This window comes from Pseudomonas sp. PA-7-1E (assembly GCF_021605325.1).
GTDB lineage: Bacteria > Pseudomonadota > Gammaproteobacteria > Pseudomonadales > Pseudomonadaceae > Aquipseudomonas > Aquipseudomonas fluorescens_BV.
On record NZ_WKFA01000006.1, the window covers coordinates 18,121 to 34,668 of the forward strand.

Sequence of the window (16,548 nt, forward strand, 5' to 3'; positions counted from 1 at the left end):
TTCAGGGCTGATAGCCCATCCGCCAACTCACGGCCCGGGTCGCCGCCAGCAAGTGCTGCGCCGCCGGGCCATCTTCATCGGCATGGAACAGCGAGGTTGGGCCGACCACGGTCATCACCGCCGCGACTTGCCCGACCGCATTGAACACCGGCGCCGACAACGCATCCACGCCGGGCATCAGCAGGCCATGTACAAAGTGCAGGCCGCGGCTGCGGATTTGCTCGCACACGCTGGCATAGGCCTGATCGTCCGCCAAGGTGTGAGCGGTGCCGGCTTGAACCTCGCGTTCGCGCAGCTCCACGGTTTCCCGCGACGGCAAGTAGGCGCTGAACACCAGCCCGGTGGACGAACTGAGCAGCGGCAACACCGAGCCCAACTGCGTCACCACGGTGACGGCGCGCACGGCCGGCTCAATCTGCACCACGGTCGCGCCCTGGTTGCCCCACACCGCCAGAAAGCAGGTTTCATTCAACTCATCGCGCAGTTCGGCCAAGGGCATGGCGCCGACTTTCAACACATCCATGCTGCCCAGCGCCGCCAGCCCCACGCGCAACGCTTCGCGGCCCAGGCCGTAATGGTTGGTGGCGCTGTTCTGTTCGGCAAAACCCGAGGCGATCAGCGCCTGCAAATAGCGGTGGACCTTGCTCGCTGGCATCTGCACATGCTCGGCCAGGCGTGACAGCGAGGTGGCCGGGGACAGTTCGGCCAGGGCCTTGAGAATATCGGTGCCGACTTCCGCCGAGCGGACTTTCTGTTTACCGGTGTCGCGGGGCTTTTCCATGGAAGGGCGAGAATCCGAGAGATGAATGGGCGTCTTTATAGCTTGACGGTCGACAGTGATCAAATTACGTTGTGCGTAACTGGATTACGATAAAAACAACTTCTGCACAGAGGAAGATCCATGGACCTCGAATACCTGTCGGGTTTCGGCAACGAATTCGCCAGCGAAGCCTTGCCTGGCGCGCTGCCGGTCGGCCAGAACTCGCCGCAAAAAGCCCCCTACGGGCTCTACACCGAACTGTTTTCCGGCACTGCCTTCACCATGGCGCGTAGCGAAGCCCGGCGCACCTGGCTGTACCGCATCCAGCCGTCCGCCAATCACCCGGCGTTCGTCAAACTTGCGCGGCAATTGGCCGGTGGCCCGCTGGGGGCGGTGACGCCCAACCGCCTGCGCTGGAACCCGCTGGATATTCCGAGTGAACCCACGGACTTTATCGATGGACTGGTCGGCATGGTTGCCAACTCGGGGTCGGAAAGACCTTCGGGCATCAGCATTTATAACTACCGCGCCAATCGTTCCATGGAGCGCGTGTTCTTCAACGCCGACGGCGAGTTGCTGATCGTGCCGGAGCAGGGCCGCTTGCGCATCGCCACCGAACTGGGCGTGCTGGATGTCGAGCCGCTGGAAATCGTGGTGCTGCCCCGTGGCCTCAAGTTCCGTGTCGAACTGCTGGACGCGCAAGCCCGCGGCTACGTCGCTGAAAACCATGGCGCCCCGCTGCGCCTGCCTGACCTGGGGCCGATTGGCAGCAACGGCCTGGCTAACCCGCGCGATTTCCTCACGCCCGTCGCCCGTTACGAAGACCTCAAGCAACCGACCACGCTGGTACAGAAATTCCTCGGCGAACTGTGGGCCTGCGAGCTGGATCACTCACCGCTCAACGTGGTCGCCTGGCACGGTAATAACGTGCCGTACAAATACGACCTGCGTCGCTTCAACACCATTGGCACGGTGAGTTTTGACCATCCGGATCCGTCGATCTTCACCGTGCTGACCTCGCCCACCAGCGTGCACGGCCTGGCCAACCTCGACTTCGTGATCTTCCCGCCGCGCTGGATGGTGGCCGAGAACACCTTCCGGCCGCCGTGGTTCCATCGCAACCTCATGAACGAATACATGGGCCTGATCCAGGGCGCCTACGATGCCAAGGCCGAAGGCTTCCTGCCGGGCGGCGCGTCGCTGCACAGTTGTATGAGCGCCCACGGCCCGGATGGCGAAACTTGCACCAAGGCCATCAACGTGGACCTGGCGCCGCACAAGATCGATAACACCATGGCCTTCATGTTCGAGACCAGCCAAGTGCTGCGTCCGACCCAGTTCGCCCTGGAGTGCCCCCAACTGCAACCTGCTTACGACGCGTGCTGGGCCTCGCTGCCCGCCACCTTCAACCCGAACCGGAGATAACCCATGACTCAACCAACGCAGACCCGCAGCTGGGTGGCCTCGGCCAATGGTCACGCGGATTTCCCCCTGCAAAACCTGCCCCTGGGCGTGTTCAGTATCAACGGCTCGGCCCCGCGCAGTGGCGTGGCGATTGGCGACATGATCCTCGACCTGCACGCCGCGCTGGATGAGTTTGACGGTGACGCCCGGCGCGCCGTCGAAGCCACTGCGGGCGGGCAGTTGAACGCGTTTTTCGAACTGGGCCGTGGGCCTCGCGTTGCCCTGCGCCAGCGCCTGCTGGAACTGCTGGCCGAAGGCAGCAAGCTGCAAACCCGCGAGGCGCAAGTGCTGCACCGTGCCGCCGATTGCCAGATGCACCTGCCGGCCAAGATCAATGACTACACCGACTTCTACGTCGGCATCGAGCACGCGCAAAACGTCGGCAAATTGTTCCGCCCCGATAACCCGCTGTTGCCGAACTACAAGTACGTGCCGATTGGTTACCACGGCCGTGCCTCGACCATTCGTCCCTCGGGTACAGAGGTGCGACGCCCTAAGGGCCAGACCTTGCCAGCCGGTCAGTCCGAGCCGACCTTTGGCCCATGCGCGCGCCTGGACTATGAGTTGGAGCTGGGCATCTGGATCGGCCAGGGCAATGCCATGGGCGATGCGATTGCCATTGGTGATGCCGCCGAGCATATCGCCGGTTTCTGCCTGCTCAACGACTGGTCGGCGCGGGATATCCAGGCCTGGGAGTACCAGCCGCTGGGGCCGTTCTTGTCGAAAAGCTTTATCACCAGCATCTCGCCGTGGGTGGTGACTGCCGAAGCCTTGGAGCCTTTCCGCAAAGCCCAGCCGCCGCGCCCTGAAGGTGATCCGCAACCGCTGCCTTACCTGTTGGATAAGCGTGATCAGAACGCGGGCGCCTTTGATATCGAACTGCAAGTGCTGCTCACCACGGCCTCGATGCGTGAGCAAAACCTGCCCGCCCATCGCCTGACCCTGAGCAACACCGAGCATATGTACTGGACCGTGGCGCAAATGGTGGCGCACCACAGCGTCAATGGCTGCCAGTTGCAGGCGGGTGACCTGTTTGGTTCGGGCACGTTGTCTGGCCCGCAGCCGGGGCAGTTCGGCAGCCTGTTGGAAATTACCGAAGGCGGCAAGAAGCCGATTGAATTGGCCTCCGGCGAGGTACGTAAATTCCTTGAAGACGGCGACGAAATCATTCTGCGTGCCCGTTGCAGCCGCGAGGGCTTTGCCTCCATCGGCTTCGGCGAATGCCGCGGTACCGTGGTCGCGGCGCGCTGAGAGGACAGGGCCATGGAACTCTATACTTACTACCGTTCCACCGCGTCGTATCGAGTACGTATTGCCCTGGCCCTCAAAGGCCTGGATTTCACCGCGCTGCCGGTCAACCTGCTGGTGCCGGCAGGCGGCGCCAACCGCCAGCCTGAATACCTGGCGATCAACCCCCAAGGGCGCGTGCCGGCATTGCGTATTGATGAAGGGGCGTTGCTGATCCAGTCACAGGCGATCATTGAGTACCTGGAAGAGCGTTATCCACAGGTGCCGATGTTCTCCAGGGATTTGGTCGCCAGGGCTCATGAGCGGGCGGTGGCGTCGATCATCGCCTGTGATATCCACCCGTTGCATAACTCCAGCACCCAGAACTTGCTGCGCAAGTGGGGGCACGATGAGGCGCAATTGCTGGAGTGGATCGGGCACTGGATCAGCCAGGGCCTGGGCGCTGTGGAGCAGTTGATTGGCGACACCGGGTTTTGCTTTGGTGAGCAGCCGGGCTTGGCCGATGCGTTTCTGATCCCGCAGTTGTATGCGGCCGAGCGCTTCAAGGTGCCCTTGGCGGCATACCCACGCATTGGGCGGGTGGCGGCGTTGGCGGCCCAACATCCAGCCTTCATGCAGGCCCACCCCGCCAATCAACCTGACACCCCCTGAACCCCCTGTAATGATCGTTCCTACGCTCAGCGTGGGAACGCCTCATGTGGCGCTCTGCGTCACGGCTCTAAAAACGGACGCGGAGCATCCAGGGCTGTATGCCCACGCAGAGCGTGGGAACAATCATAAAAAAACAGGTACCTAGCGATGCACAATCAGATTGCCAGCTTTCGTGCGGCACTCGACGCCCGTCCGGTGTCGCGCTACCAATGGTTGATTCTCCTGCTGCTGGCACTGTTACTGGTCACCGATGGCTATGACGCCCAGGTGCTGGGCTATGTAGTGCCGGCGCTGGCCCAGGATTGGGGCCTGGAAAAGTCCGCGTTTGGCCCCGTGTTCAGCGCCAACCTGCTGGGCCTCACCCTGGGCTCGCTGTTGGTGACACCGCTGGCGGATCGGTTCGGCGTGCGACGTATCCTGCTGGCATGCGTGCTGATCTACGCCAGCCTCACGGTACTGATGGTGTTCGCCAATTCCCTGACCACGTTGATGGCGGCGCGGTTTATCTGCGGCATTGGCATGGGCGGTGCGATGCCCAGTGCCATGGCATTGATGTCTGAATACTCGCCGCCGCGGATGCGCACCTTGATGGTGACCCTGGCGGCCTGCGGCTTCTCGTTCGGCGGCGCAGCAGGCGGCTTTGTGGCGGCCGGGTTTATCGATGGTTTTGGTTGGCAGGCGGTGTTCCTGGCGGGTGGTGTGACGCCGCTGCTGCTGTTCCCGTTCCTGGTGTGGCTGTTGCCCGAATCCTTGCCACGCCTGTTGCGCGATGCGCCGCCGTATCTGCGTTTGCGCAAAGTCACGGTGCGGATGCTGCCCGATTGGCAACCGCCACCGGCGACCGAAGCTGAAAACTTGCAGGAGCAGGGCAGCAAACTGACGGTGGTGGAGCTGTTTCGCAACGGCTACGCGCGCCCGACGCTGCTGATCTGGGCGACTTTCTTTGTCAGCCTGATCCTGCTGTACTTCATGATCAGTTGGTTGCCGTCGCTATTGCTCGAAAGCGGCCTGGCATTGAACGAAGCCAACCTGGTCACCTCCATGTTCCTGTTCGCTGGCACCTTGGGCGCCATCCTCATGGCCTGGTTTGCCGACCGTCTGAAAAGCAAAGTGCGGTTGCTGTCCGGCGTGCTGGCGGCGGCAGCGCTGTGCACCATTCTGCTGGGCTTGAACCACGACAACCCACGCTACCTGGTGGCCTGCGTGTTTGCAGCAGGGTTCTGCATCATCGGCGGGCAACTGACCCTCAATGCCTTCGCGAGCAACTTCTACCCGGCGCACGTGCGCGCCACCGGCACGGGTTGGGCGTTGGGTGTGGGGCGATTCGGATCGATTCTGGGACCGCTGTTTGGCAGCCTGCTGCTGGCGATGCATATACCGGTCGAGCAGATTTTCTTCTTCTGCGCGATTCCGGCGGTGATTGCAGCGTTGTTGATTATTCAGGTGCGGGCGCCTTCACTGTAGGAGCGAGCTTGCTCGCGAAGGCCGCAAGGACAGCGCGTTAAACCAGGATGCCTGCGTTATCGTTCACGTTCTTCGCGAGCAAGCTCGCTCCTACAGGGGTCAGTGCACCACTGAGTTGGGCGGCAGGTGCCCCAGCCGCTCGGTCAGGCGCAGGCGCTGAATCGGGTCGTCGCTGAGCAGCAGGGCGTGTTCCAGGTCGAAGCGTTCGGCGCTGGGGCAGTCCAGGCGTTGATACAGGCTGGCCCGCGCCAGGTAGTCGGAGGCGCTGGCGTTGCCCAGTTCCAGTACGCGCTCGGCGTCCACCAGGGCGGCCAGTGGCTCGTCGTTGGCAAGGTAGAGTTGGCGCAGGTTGCGCGACAGCCGTTGCAGGATGGCCCGTGGCTCGGCGGTCAGTAGGTGGTCGGCCTGCAATTTCAGTTTCGCCCCGTACTGGCGCGCCAGCAACTCGCGACAGTCGTTGGGGTACAGGCGCCGGCCGCCGCAAGGGTCCAACAGGTGGTCGGCTCCCGGTACCCGCAGCAGGAAGTGCCCAGGGAAGTTCACGCCGACCAGGGGGATATCCAGGCGCCGTGCCATCTCCAGTGCGATCAGGCCCATGGCCAAGGGTTGCCCGCGTTTGCGTTGCAGCACTTTGTCCAGCAGCGCGGCGGCGGGGCGCAACGGCGTGTGGTCATCCTGGGCAAACCCCAGGTCATTCATGCGCCGCAGTAGCGGCTGGCCGAGTTCATCCGCCGGTAGCAAGGGCATGCCCAGGCTCACCTGTTGTTGTAGCGCACCAAGGTCGTGCAGTATCAACGCGGGCTGCACGCTGGCGTCATGCTCGGCAGCAATCCACAGCGCGGCCTCAAACAGCGCGGGGGGTGAACGGTCCAGGCAGGCGAAAAAGGCGGTGCGGGGATTCATTGAGTTCTCCGGCATATGCCCCCGTTTTAGCCTTGCTGCGAATTTTCGTCCAGCATCTTGAGAGATATCCCACGCTCTTATGTCGTAGATCCCACGAAAACGCGCGGCTTATTCCAGTGCAATCCAGCAGTTTTCTGCCGCAAGCCTATACTTGGCCCACTACCAGAAGTGATTCGGGAGCTCATTGATGTTTGCGCTCATGCACAGCACCCGCCTTGAATCGCTGCACCTGAGCGTTGATCCGGTGACCGGCTTGAAGGCGATCATCGCCATCCACAACAGTCGCCTGGGCCCAGCGTTGGGTGGCTGTCGTTACCTGGCTTACCCTAATGATGAAACCGCCGTGGCCGATGCCGCGCGCCTGGCGCAAGGCATGAGCTACAAAGCGGCACTGGCCGGGCTGCCGGTGGGCGGCGGCACCGCGGTGATCATCCGCCCCGTGCACGTGGAAAGCCGTGCGGCGCTGTTCGAGGCGTTTGGCCGTTGTGTGGAAAAACTCGATGGCCGCTTTATCACCTCGATCGACAGCGGTACCTCGGTCGCCGACATGGACTGCATCGCCCAGAACACTCGCTTTGTCACGAGCACCACCGCCGCCGGCGACCCTGCGCCCCATGCCGCCATGGGGGTATTCGCCGGTATCCGCACCACCGCCATGGCGCGCCTGGGCAGCGACAACCTCGAGGGCCTGCGCGTGGCGGTGCAAGGCCTGGGCAACGTCGGTTACGCCTTGGCCGAACAACTGCACGCCGCGGGTGCCGAGCTGCTGGTCAGCGACATCGACCACGGCAAGGTGCAACTGGCCATGGAGCAATTGGGCGCCCACCCGATTGCCAACGACGCCTTGCTCAGCACGCCCTGCGACATCCTCGCACCGTGCGGCGTCGGCGCCGTATTCAACCGTAACAGCGTCGGCCAGTTGCGTTGCGCCGCCGTGGCGGGTGCCGCCAGCGCACAACTGACCAACCTGGACATCGCCGACCAATTGGAAGGCCGCGGCATCCTCTACGCACCGGACTATGTGATCAACTCTGGTGGGCTGATCTACGTCGCCCTCAAACACGCCGGCACCGACCTGCCAGGCATCACCGCGCACCTGTCGAACATCGGCAGCCGCCTGACCGAAATCTTTGCCCATGCCCAAGCCGAAAAACGCTCCCCCGCACGGGTGGCCGATGAACTGGCCGAACGCCTGCTGTACAAATAGGCCAGGCATTAAAAAGGCCCTGAATCCATGATTCAGGGCCCGTTCAATTCGGGCTTTACTCCGCCGCCGGGTTCAGCAACTCGGACAAGGCGTCCGGTTGGCTCTTGAACGCCTTGGCAAATACATCGCGGTTCTTCGCCATGTAGATCCCGGCTTCCTCCACCTGCTGCTCGCTCAACGACGGCACGGCTTTTTGCAACACCTCTGCCAGCAACTCAGCGAGTTCAAGCATCTTGTCATGACGGTCAGCTTCGGCTTTATCCATGAACAAACGCTCCAGATCTCGGCTGCTGCGGTATACCACTTCGACGGCCATTCACCACCTCACATGCCTTCACGATAGTTGTCTTTTGCGACTACTGTATTTATATACAGCGAAAAGGATAAGCCAAACGTCGGGGTTTGGGTAGTAGGTTTTTAATGTAGTTGGGAAATAGGGGGCTGAACCGGAAATTTCGCACGGCACGCTGAGGTCGATCGTTCCCACGCTCCGCGTGGGGATGCATCCCGTGACGCTCCGCGTCACCCACGAGCAGGTCTGAGGGACGCGGAGCGTCCCAGGCGGCGTTCCCACGCGGAGCGTGGGAACGATCGGGTTGTGGCGAGGGCTCGGATTTCTGTGCCTCATGCCACCGAGCCATCATCTCATGGCAGTGCTGGCCTTTTTTCTGCATGCAGAACAACCGTCACGTCCACCCCGCATTATCCGGTCGAGCCGACCTAAGGAAGCATCATCGTGAAAATCAATTGGGCCGAAAGGCTGCGTCAGCAAGTACACGGGCTGGCCGAGTCGCTGGGTAATCTGTTTGTCGAGTCGTTCCATTACCTGGCGTTGTTCGCCATTGGTGCGGTGACCGCCTGGGCGGCGGTGATGGAATTTCTGGGGATGCTGGAGAACGGCCATATCAAGATCGATGACATCTTGCTGCTGTTCATCTACCTGGAATTGGGTGCCATGGTCGGGATTTACTTCAAGACCAACCACATGCCGGTGCGCTTCCTGATCTACGTGGCAATCACCGCGCTCACGCGTTTGCTGATCTCCAACGTGTCGCACCACAACCCGCCGGACCTGGGCATCATCTACCTGTGCGGCGGCATTTTGCTGTTGGCGTTTGCAATCCTGGTGGTGCGCTACGCGTCGTCTGCCTTTCCTTCGGTGAAGGTCGAAAGCCCGCGTCGCAAGGGCGAGGCGAGCCTGGAGACCGAGAAGGGCGAGCTTTAAAGCCCGACGCTGAAGGGCAGGGTACGGGCGGGCGGTCGCTGCAGGAGTTTGTGGCTGTCGCCGTCCGTCATCAGCTCCAGAATTTCCACGGCGCTGTGGCCCTGTTCGATGGCGATGCCGAACTGGATGCTTTGCACCAGGCGCCTGAGGCGCTGCGGGTCGTTGCGTTGTTCGGCGCTGATCATGCGCTTGGCCACCACGCCAGTCTCGTCAGACAGGGTGAGCATGATGCTGCCGTCCAGCCTTTGGATGCTCAGGTTGACGCGGTATTGGGGGCTGAACGTGTCGGTGATGATCTGAAAAGGATTGTCCATGGTGCGTTACCGCCTGATAAGAACATGCAGTCATTGACGGCCGGTGTCGGGATTAGTTCGCATTGCCTGACCACTGGCCAAATTCCGTTTTCCTCAAAAGTTCTACAGCAAAGGGCGTGCCGTACAGCGATTTACCCGACATAGATATTCAAATGTGGGAGCGGGCTTGCCCGCGATTGCGGTGTATCAGCCAACAAGTACTTGGCTGAAGGACCGCAATCGCGAGCAAGCCCGCTCCCACATTTTTTTTGCTGTTTTTGGAGATCAGTGAGCCAATTCAGGGCATCACGGAAAAAACGATCGCAGACAGCGCAATCAGCCCGATCACCACCACAAATACATTCGATGCCTGGCCTGAATACTGGCGCAAAGATGGCACTCGGCGGATGGCGTACATCGGCATCAGGAACAGCAGGCACGCGATGATCGGCCCGCCCATGGTTTCGATCATGCCCAGGATGCTCGGGTTGAAGGTGGCCACGGCCCAGCAGGTCAGCACCATGAACAACGCGGTGCAGCGTTCCAGCCATTGGGACGACATCGAACGGTTGCGCCCACGCAGAGATTTGACGATCAGCCCCTGGAAGCCTTCGCTGGCACCAATGTAGTGACCCAGGAAGGACTTGGTAATTGCCACCAGCGCGATCAACGGTGCGGCGTAGGCAATCACCGGCGTCTGGAAGTGGTTGGCCAGGTACGACAGGATCGAGATGTTCTGCGCCTTGGCCGCGGCCAGGTCAGCCGGTGACAGCGCCAGCACGCAGCTGAAGCAGAAGAACATCACGGTCAGCACCATCATGCCGTGGGCGGTGGCCAGGATGCCGCTGCTTTTGCGCTCGGCCTGGGCGCCGTAGACGCGCTTCTGGTCCACGGCAAAGGCGGAGATGATCGGCGAATGGTTGAACGAGAACACCATCACCGGGATCGCCAGCCACAGCGTTTTGAAGAACAGCGGCAGCGGCATGCCTTCGCTGGCCGAGGCGAAGAACGCGCCGTTCCAGTTGGGAATCAGGCTGAATGCCAGCAGCAGCAAGGCGGCAACGAAGGGGTACACCAGCACGCTCATGGCCTTGACGATCACGCCCTGGCCACAGCGCACAATGGCCATCAGGCCGAGGATCAGCACCAGCGACAGAATCGCCCGTGGCGGCGGCGCCATGTGCAATTGGTGCTCCATGAAACTGCCCAGGGTGTTGGTCAGCGCCACGCTGTACACCAGCAGGATCGGGAAGATCGCAAAGAAATACAGCAGGGTGATCAGCTTACCGGCGCCGACACCAAAGTGTTCCTCGACCACTTCGGTGATGTCGCCGGATTTGCCCGACAGCACAAAGCGCGTCAGCCCACGGTGGGCGAAGAAGGTCATCGGAAAGGCCAGCAGCGCCAGCACGATCAGCGGCCAGAAACCACCGACGCCGGCATTGATCGGCAGGAACAGGGTGCCCGCGCCGATGGCGGTGCCGTAGAGGCCGAGCATCCAGGTGGTGTCGTGTTTGGTCCAACCGGTGGTTACTGTGTTTTCTCTGACATCGGGATTTTCGGCAGCAGGTGTAGGTACATCAGTCATCGGTATTGCCTCGTTATTATTTTTGCGCGGGCTCACGTTGGGGCGGGTAGCAGTGCTCCGATCAGCACTCCACCCAGCTGACCGCCAGGCCGCCCCGTGAAGTTTCTTTGTATTTGTCATGCATATCGGCGCCGGTATCGCGCATGGTGCGGATGACCCGGTCGAGGGAGATGAAGTGTTTGCCGTCGCCGCGCAGGGCCATCTGCGTGGCGTTGATCGCCTTGACCGCCGCAATGGCATTGCGCTCGATGCACGGCACCTGCACCAGGCCACCGACCGGGTCGCAGGTCAGGCCGAGGTTGTGTTCCAGGCCGATTTCGGCAGCGTTTTCCAGTTGCTCCGGGGTGGCACCGAGGATATCGGCCAGGCCTGCGGCGGCCATGGCACAGGCCGAGCCCACTTCGCCCTGGCAGCCAACTTCGGCGCCGGAGATGGAGGCGTTTTTCTTGCAGAGGATGCCGACGGCAGCGGCGGCCAGGAAGAAATTGACCACGTCGTCGTCAGACGCGTCGGCGTTGAATTTCATGTAGTAATGCAGCACTGCCGGGATAATCCCGGCCGCGCCATTGGTCGGGGCGGTGACCATGCGCCCGCCAGCGGCGTTTTCTTCGTTGACGGCGAGGGCGAACAGGTTGACCCATTCCATCGCCGACAAGGTCGAGGTGATCACGTTGGGCTTACCGATTTCCAACAGGTTGCGATGCAACTTCGCGGCGCGACGGGGCACATCCAGGCCACCGGGCAGGATGCCTTCATCGCGCAGGCCCTGTTCCACGCACTCGCGCATCACCGACCAGATATGCAGCAGGCCGCTGCGGATATCTTCATCGCTGCGCCACGCCCGTTCGTTGGCCATCATCAGCTCGGATACCCGCAGGCCGTGCTTGTTGCACAAGGCCAGCAGTTCTACGGCGCTGGAAAAGTCGTAGGGCAATTGCACGTCGCTGGTCGGCGCAATGCCTGATGCAGCTTCGGCGGCTTCGATGATGAAACCACCGCCCACCGAGTAATAGGTTTGTTCGCTCAGCAGGCCGCTGTCGCCATAGGCGTGCAAGGACATGGCGTTGGGGTGGTACGGCAGGCTTTCGTCCAGCAGCAGCAAGTCGGTGTGCCAGTTGAAAGCAATTGCCTGAGAGCCCGCCAGCAGCAATTGGCCGGACTCGCGCAGTTGCTGGATACGCGCATTGATCGAGGTGGGGTCGACGCGATCTGGCCATTCACCCATCAAGCCCATGACACAGGCGCGGTCGGTGGCATGGCCGACACCGGTAGCGGACAGCGAGCCATACAGGCGCACTTCGACGCGACGGGTTTGGCTGAGCAAATGCAGGTCGGTCAGGGCTTGGGCGAATGTCGCGGCAGCGCGCATCGGGCCAACGGTGTGGGAGCTGGAAGGGCCGATGCCCACCTTGAATAGATCGAAAACACTGATAGCCATGCTAAAGCCTTACAAGCAATGGAGTAGAAATCGCTGCCATGTTTTGTAGAGCAGGCGGAATTGGCGCGATACTGAGCCTCTGGATCGGTACTGACCAACGAATTATCCTAAGACACCCTTTAGCAGGACTAAACGCTATGACTCGCCCCCTCCATGGCCAGACCTATGTCTGGCTGCATGTGTTTTCCTGCGCTGCGCGGCATCTATCGTTCACCCGCTGCGCCGAGGAACTGCACATCACGCCGGGAGCGGTGAGCCAACAAATTCGCCAGCTAGAAGAGCGCCTGGGCTTTCGACTGTTTCATCGGCGTGCGCGAGGCGTTGAACTCAGCGCCGAGGGGCAGCGCCTGGCGGCCGTGGTGGGTGAGGCTTATGGCAGCATTGATGCCGAACTGCAGCGCCTGGACGCCGGGATGATCAGCGGCACCTTGCGCCTGCGTTCTATCCCCTCATTTCTGGGCAAGTGGCTGACCCCGCGTCTGCCACGTTTTCAGCAGCGCTTTCCGGACATTCAACTGCGCATGGTCGCCGAAGACAGCAGCATCGCCCTGCATGAAGGCGACTTCGACCTGGCCATCGACCTCAACGACGGCAGCTACCCTGGCTTGTTATCCACAGCCCTGTTGGACGAACAGATATTCCCGGTGTGCGCCCCCAGCCTGTTGCGTGGCCGCCCACCCTTGCATGGCCCGGCGGACCTGGCCCATTTCCCGCTGCTGCACGACATCACGGCCTGGCGTGGGAGTTATGAATATGCCGAATGGGAGTTTTACCTCAATGCCATCGGCTACCACGGTGCCGACGTACGGCGCGGGCACACCTTCAACCGCAATCATCTGACTATCGAAGCCGCCATCGCCGGCATGGGCGTGGCGATTGCGCGGCGCACCTTGCTGAACGATGAGCTGGAGCGCGGCACCTTGATCGTGCCGTTCGGCCTGGCCGTGCCCAACCATAAACGCTACGTGCTGCTGTATGCGCCGGGCGCGTTGAACCATCCGGGCGTGCGTGCGGTGCATGACTGGCTGGTGGAGGAAGCGGGGATTTTTCGCAGCTTGCACCCGTTGGGAGAGGGGCAATTGTGAGGAAAACAGAACGTAAGAAGTTGTAACTAACTCCCCACCCTACCAGCGTTTTTGCTCGTCGTCAGGGTTAATTTGTAATGTAGGATTTATCTTTGCAAAGGGGTTGAAATGTTTCAGCAGGTGCTCAATTGTGTAATCAAGAGGTCATGGTTTCACCACCCCGGTGTTGCAGTTTGTGACCTCTGGCGAGCTAGCTGAAATAAGGGAAGAACTATGCAAATCCAAGTCAATAGCGATAACCATATTGAAAGCAGCATCCGACTGGAGGAGTGGGTACGTACTACCATTGAGAGCACGCTCGAACGCTACGAAGAAGACCTGACCCGTGTAGAGGTCTACCTGCGGGACGAGAACGGCGACAAGCCCGGCCCCCACGATTTGAGTTGCCGTCTGGAAGCACGGCCAAAGGGCCATCAACCAGTTTCCGTGTGCCATAAAGCCGATACGCTGGAGCAAGCGATCGATGGCGCCGCAGTCAAGCTCGACCACGCACTGGAACATCTGTTTGGCAAACTGCAAGGCAAGCCGCGCGCTGTCGGTAAAAACCAGCCAATCAACAAAGTGAACGAAGACGCTTTGGAAGAGGAATTCCTGGAAAACGAAAACGCTGCCATTAACGGCTGATTGTTTTTTCATTCCCCAATGAAAACGGGCCTGCACATGCAGGCCCGTTTTTCGTTCAGCGCTCACGCCGGAAGAAATGCCGAATCAGCATCGCCAGCCCGCAGGCGCCCAACCCCGCAAACAGCATGGCCCAGCCGGCGCCGCTGCGCAGTGCTGTTTGCGCATCCAGAATGGTCAGCCCCGGCGCATCCAACTTGCCGGCGGCAATATGCTGGCTGAGGCTTGCCCACTCCATTGCCGTGCTGTCAGGCAGCACATGGGCCAGGTTGTGGCTGATCCCTAACAACAACACAAGGCCCATCAGCGCGATATTGATCGCCAGGGTGATCAGCCGTGCGCTGAAGTCGATGCCCGAGGCCATGCCTGCGCGGTCATTCGAGACGGAGCCGGTGGTGGTGTTGGTGGTCGGCGAATTGGTCAACGCCAGTCCGATACCGGCGATCACGCAACTGAGCAGCACCAGCGCCACGCTGGGTTGTTCGGCGTAATTAACGGCGGCCATTCCCATGAACCCTGCGCCCATTACCCCCAGGCCCAGGGGAATGATGCGTTCGGCGCCAAAGCGTAGGGCCAGGCGTTCGGCCAGCGGCGGTACCAGCAAAGTCGGCAAGGTGTAGGCGAGCAAGGCGGCGCCTGTGGTCAGCGTGTCGTAACCCAGGCCCGCCTGGAAGTACAACGGCAGGTAAATCATGAACGGCCAGAAGCTGAAGTTCATGCCGATCGAGCCCATCAACGCGCCATTGAAACGTTGGATGCGGAACACCGAGAAGTCGAACATCGGATGGGCGCTGCGCCGCTCAATCAAGATAAACAGCAGCAGCCCGAAGACCGACAAACCAGCCCAGCCGAGCATCGCCGGCGCGCCAAAGCCGATTTCGCTGCCCTGGGTGATGAAATAAACCAGCGCAAACACCGTCAGTGTCATGGTCAGCATGCCGGCGATGTCGAGGCGATGGTTGGCCGGGTCGCAGGACTCCTGCACGCTGATATGCAACAACGCCAAGGTGAACAGGGTCAGCGGTACATGCACCAGGAACACCCAGCGCCAGTCCGCCACGGCCAGGATCATGGCTCCCACCATCGGTCCGAAACCCAGGCCCACGCCAGCGATCACGCCCCATATCGCAAAGGCCCGCGCACGCGCCGCCGGTTCGCGGAACTGATGGGACAAGATCGCAAATTGGCAAATCATCATGGCCCCGGCGCCAATGCCCTGGACGAAACGCGCCGCGATCAGTGTCGGCGCATCGTTGGCCAAGCCACAGGCCAGCGAGGCCAGGGCGAATACCCACAGACACACCACCAGCACACGCCGACGACCGAAGCGATCCGCCAAGGTCCCCGCCGCCATCAGCACGCTGGTGCAGGCCAGGGTGTAGGCATTCATGATCCATTGGGCGTCTTGAAAGCCCGTGCCCAGTTCCTGTTCCAGCGTCGGCAGGATGACCGGCACGCTGGAGATTTCCAGGCCGAACATCAGGGCCACCAGGCAGACGGCGGTGAGGGCCAGGCCGTTCCTGGCGGTGCGCGGGGGAGTGAGGGCCGATAGTGCGGCGGCGCGGGACATACGACATTCCTTTCGAAAGCGGGAGGGGCTATTCTCTCGGGAATCAGGTTCTTTATTGGCGATAACTTTTCCGTAGACAAGGGAATACAAGGCGACAATTAAGCATGGCTACCCCACGTTTTGATGGTGTCGAACTCTTTCTGCAGATTGTTGAAAGCGGCAACCTCACCGAAGCCGCCGAGCGCCTGAACCTCACGCGTTCAGCGGTGGGCAAGGGCCTGGCGCGTCTGGAAGCGCGTTTGGGCACTTGCCTGTTACAGCGTTCCACCCGGCGCCAGCGGTTGACTGAGGATGGCCAGGCGTACTACGAGCATTGCCTGCGCGCATTGGCAGAGCTGGAGGCCGCCGAGTCCGTGTTGGAAAGCGGCCGCCAGCAACCTCGCGGGCGTTTGCGAGTGAGTGTGCCCCTGGCGTTTGGGCATCACTATGCCGCGCCAGCGTTGTGGGCCTTGCTGGATCGTTATCCGGAACTGGAAATCGACCTTTGTTTTTCCGACCGCATGATCGACTTGGTGCAGGAGGGCTTCGATATGGCCGTGCGCATCGGCCCGTTGCCCGACACCGACCGCCTGAGCGCACGGCGCCTGGGTCAGCAGGTCATGGGGCTGGCAGCGTCGCCGGCGTATTTGCAGCGCAAGGGTGCTATTGGCAGTATCGAAGACCTGGCCGCTCATCGTGGCATTGCCTACCGCAGCAACACCGCGCAGCGCTCGCGCCTGGCTTCGCCCTTGATCGTGGACGACCTCCAGGCGGTAGCCGATGCCGCCATCGCGGGCGTAGGCCTGGCCTGGTTGCCGAGTTGGTTGATTGCCCACTATGCGCTGCGCGGGCAGTTGCAGGCCGTGCTGCCCAGCTACCGTGAGCAACCTGCGCCGATCCATGTGATCTGGCCGACGGCGGCGCATATGCCGGCCAAGACGCGGTGTGCCATTGACGCGTTGGTGGCGGCCACCCCGAGTTGCCTGGCGGGCAGTTAGATCCTGAACATACTGAAAACCATCTGTAGGAGCGAGCTTGCTCGCGAAAAACGT

General features: G+C 61.4%; 16 protein-coding genes. 9 read left to right on the forward strand and 7 right to left on the reverse strand.

Features of this window, described 5'->3' with window-relative positions; all coding sequences use genetic code 11:
• Window position 1: 1 nt before the first annotated feature.
• Window positions 2–781 (reverse strand): IclR family transcriptional regulator, encoded by a 780-nt coding sequence (locus GIW79_RS05705; RefSeq protein WP_054897733.1) that lies wholly within the window; start codon window positions 779–781, stop codon window positions 2–4.
• A gap of 120 nt (window positions 782–901) precedes the next feature.
• Here GIW79_RS05705 and hmgA point away from each other — a divergent pair, with 120 nt between their 5' ends.
• The 4 genes from hmgA (at window position 902) to GIW79_RS05725 (ending at window position 5,587) form a co-directional block, all read left to right on the forward strand.
• Window positions 902–2,185: a homogentisate 1,2-dioxygenase gene (gene hmgA, locus GIW79_RS05710; protein ID WP_236453860.1), complete on the forward strand. Its 1,284-nt coding sequence runs from the start codon at window positions 902–904 to the stop codon at window positions 2,183–2,185.
• Between the two features lie 3 nt (window positions 2,186–2,188).
• A complete protein-coding gene (gene fahA, locus GIW79_RS05715) occupies window positions 2,189–3,475 on the forward strand; it encodes a fumarylacetoacetase (protein WP_054921080.1) in 1,287 nt (428 codons plus the stop codon).
• A gap of 12 nt (window positions 3,476–3,487) precedes the next feature.
• A complete protein-coding gene (maiA, locus tag GIW79_RS05720; protein WP_236453857.1) occupies window positions 3,488–4,123 on the forward strand; it encodes a maleylacetoacetate isomerase in 636 nt (211 codons plus the stop codon).
• A 147-nt stretch (window positions 4,124–4,270) separates the two neighbouring features.
• On the forward strand, window positions 4,271–5,587 hold the full coding sequence (locus GIW79_RS05725; RefSeq protein ID WP_072447555.1) for an MFS transporter: 1,317 nt from the start codon (window positions 4,271–4,273) through the stop codon (window positions 5,585–5,587).
• 99 nt (window positions 5,588–5,686) lie between these two features.
• Here the strand turns inward: GIW79_RS05725 and GIW79_RS05730 are convergent, their stop codons facing one another.
• The gene (locus tag GIW79_RS05730; RefSeq protein WP_054921083.1) at window positions 5,687–6,490 is read right to left on the reverse strand and encodes a SirB1 family protein; all 804 of its coding nucleotides are present in this window, start codon (window positions 6,488–6,490) and stop codon (window positions 5,687–5,689) included.
• 187 nt (window positions 6,491–6,677) lie between these two features.
• Here GIW79_RS05730 and GIW79_RS05735 point away from each other — a divergent pair, with 187 nt between their 5' ends.
• Entirely contained in the window at window positions 6,678–7,697 is a 1,020-nt protein-coding gene (locus GIW79_RS05735) for a Glu/Leu/Phe/Val dehydrogenase family protein (RefSeq protein ID WP_014717048.1), read from the forward strand.
• A gap of 55 nt (window positions 7,698–7,752) precedes the next feature.
• Here GIW79_RS05735 and GIW79_RS05740 read toward each other — a convergent pair whose 3' ends face one another.
• Window positions 7,753–8,013 carry a YebG family protein gene (locus GIW79_RS05740; protein WP_003188807.1) on the reverse strand — a complete coding sequence of 87 codons (261 nt, stop codon included), beginning with the start codon at window positions 8,011–8,013 and terminating at the stop codon, window positions 7,753–7,755.
• A 420-nt stretch (window positions 8,014–8,433) separates the two neighbouring features.
• Between GIW79_RS05740 and GIW79_RS05745 the strand changes: the two genes are divergently transcribed.
• Window positions 8,434–8,922, forward strand: coding sequence for a phosphate-starvation-inducible protein PsiE (locus GIW79_RS05745; RefSeq protein WP_014717052.1), 489 nt, complete (start codon window positions 8,434–8,436; stop codon window positions 8,920–8,922).
• On the opposite strand, the gene GIW79_RS05750 is transcribed toward GIW79_RS05745, so the two are convergent.
• From GIW79_RS05750 to GIW79_RS05760, 3 genes are all read right to left on the reverse strand, one after another.
• Window positions 8,919–9,236 carry a DUF3509 domain-containing protein gene (locus GIW79_RS05750; RefSeq protein ID WP_034128674.1) on the reverse strand — a complete coding sequence of 106 codons (318 nt, stop codon included), beginning with the start codon at window positions 9,234–9,236 and terminating at the stop codon, window positions 8,919–8,921. The two genes, GIW79_RS05745 and GIW79_RS05750, sit on opposite strands and share 4 nt — an antisense overlap.
• Before the next feature lie 277 nt (window positions 9,237–9,513).
• Window positions 9,514–10,803 (reverse strand): serine/threonine transporter, encoded by a 1,290-nt coding sequence (locus tag GIW79_RS05755; protein WP_236453854.1) that lies wholly within the window; start codon window positions 10,801–10,803, stop codon window positions 9,514–9,516.
• A gap of 61 nt (window positions 10,804–10,864) precedes the next feature.
• A complete protein-coding gene (locus GIW79_RS05760; protein WP_054897739.1) occupies window positions 10,865–12,241 on the reverse strand; it encodes an L-serine ammonia-lyase in 1,377 nt (458 codons plus the stop codon).
• A 137-nt stretch (window positions 12,242–12,378) separates the two neighbouring features.
• Here GIW79_RS05760 and GIW79_RS05765 point away from each other — a divergent pair, with 137 nt between their 5' ends.
• Together GIW79_RS05765 and GIW79_RS05770 are read left to right on the forward strand one after the other, a co-directional pair.
• Complete coding sequence (locus GIW79_RS05765; protein WP_054897740.1) at window positions 12,379–13,326, forward strand: LysR substrate-binding domain-containing protein; 948 nt, start codon at window positions 12,379–12,381, stop codon at window positions 13,324–13,326.
• Window positions 13,327–13,539: 213 nt separating this feature from the next.
• Complete coding sequence (locus GIW79_RS05770; protein WP_198791268.1) at window positions 13,540–13,950, forward strand: HPF/RaiA family ribosome-associated protein; 411 nt, start codon at window positions 13,540–13,542, stop codon at window positions 13,948–13,950.
• Window positions 13,951–14,005: 55 nt separating this feature from the next.
• Here GIW79_RS05770 and GIW79_RS05775 read toward each other — a convergent pair whose 3' ends face one another.
• On the reverse strand, window positions 14,006–15,517 hold the full coding sequence (locus GIW79_RS05775) for an MFS transporter (RefSeq protein ID WP_236453850.1): 1,512 nt from the start codon (window positions 15,515–15,517) through the stop codon (window positions 14,006–14,008).
• Between the two features lie 104 nt (window positions 15,518–15,621).
• On the opposite strand from GIW79_RS05775, the gene GIW79_RS05780 reads away from it, so the two are divergent.
• A complete protein-coding gene (locus GIW79_RS05780; RefSeq protein ID WP_054897742.1) occupies window positions 15,622–16,494 on the forward strand; it encodes a LysR family transcriptional regulator in 873 nt (290 codons plus the stop codon).
• Window positions 16,495–16,548 lie beyond the last annotated feature (54 nt).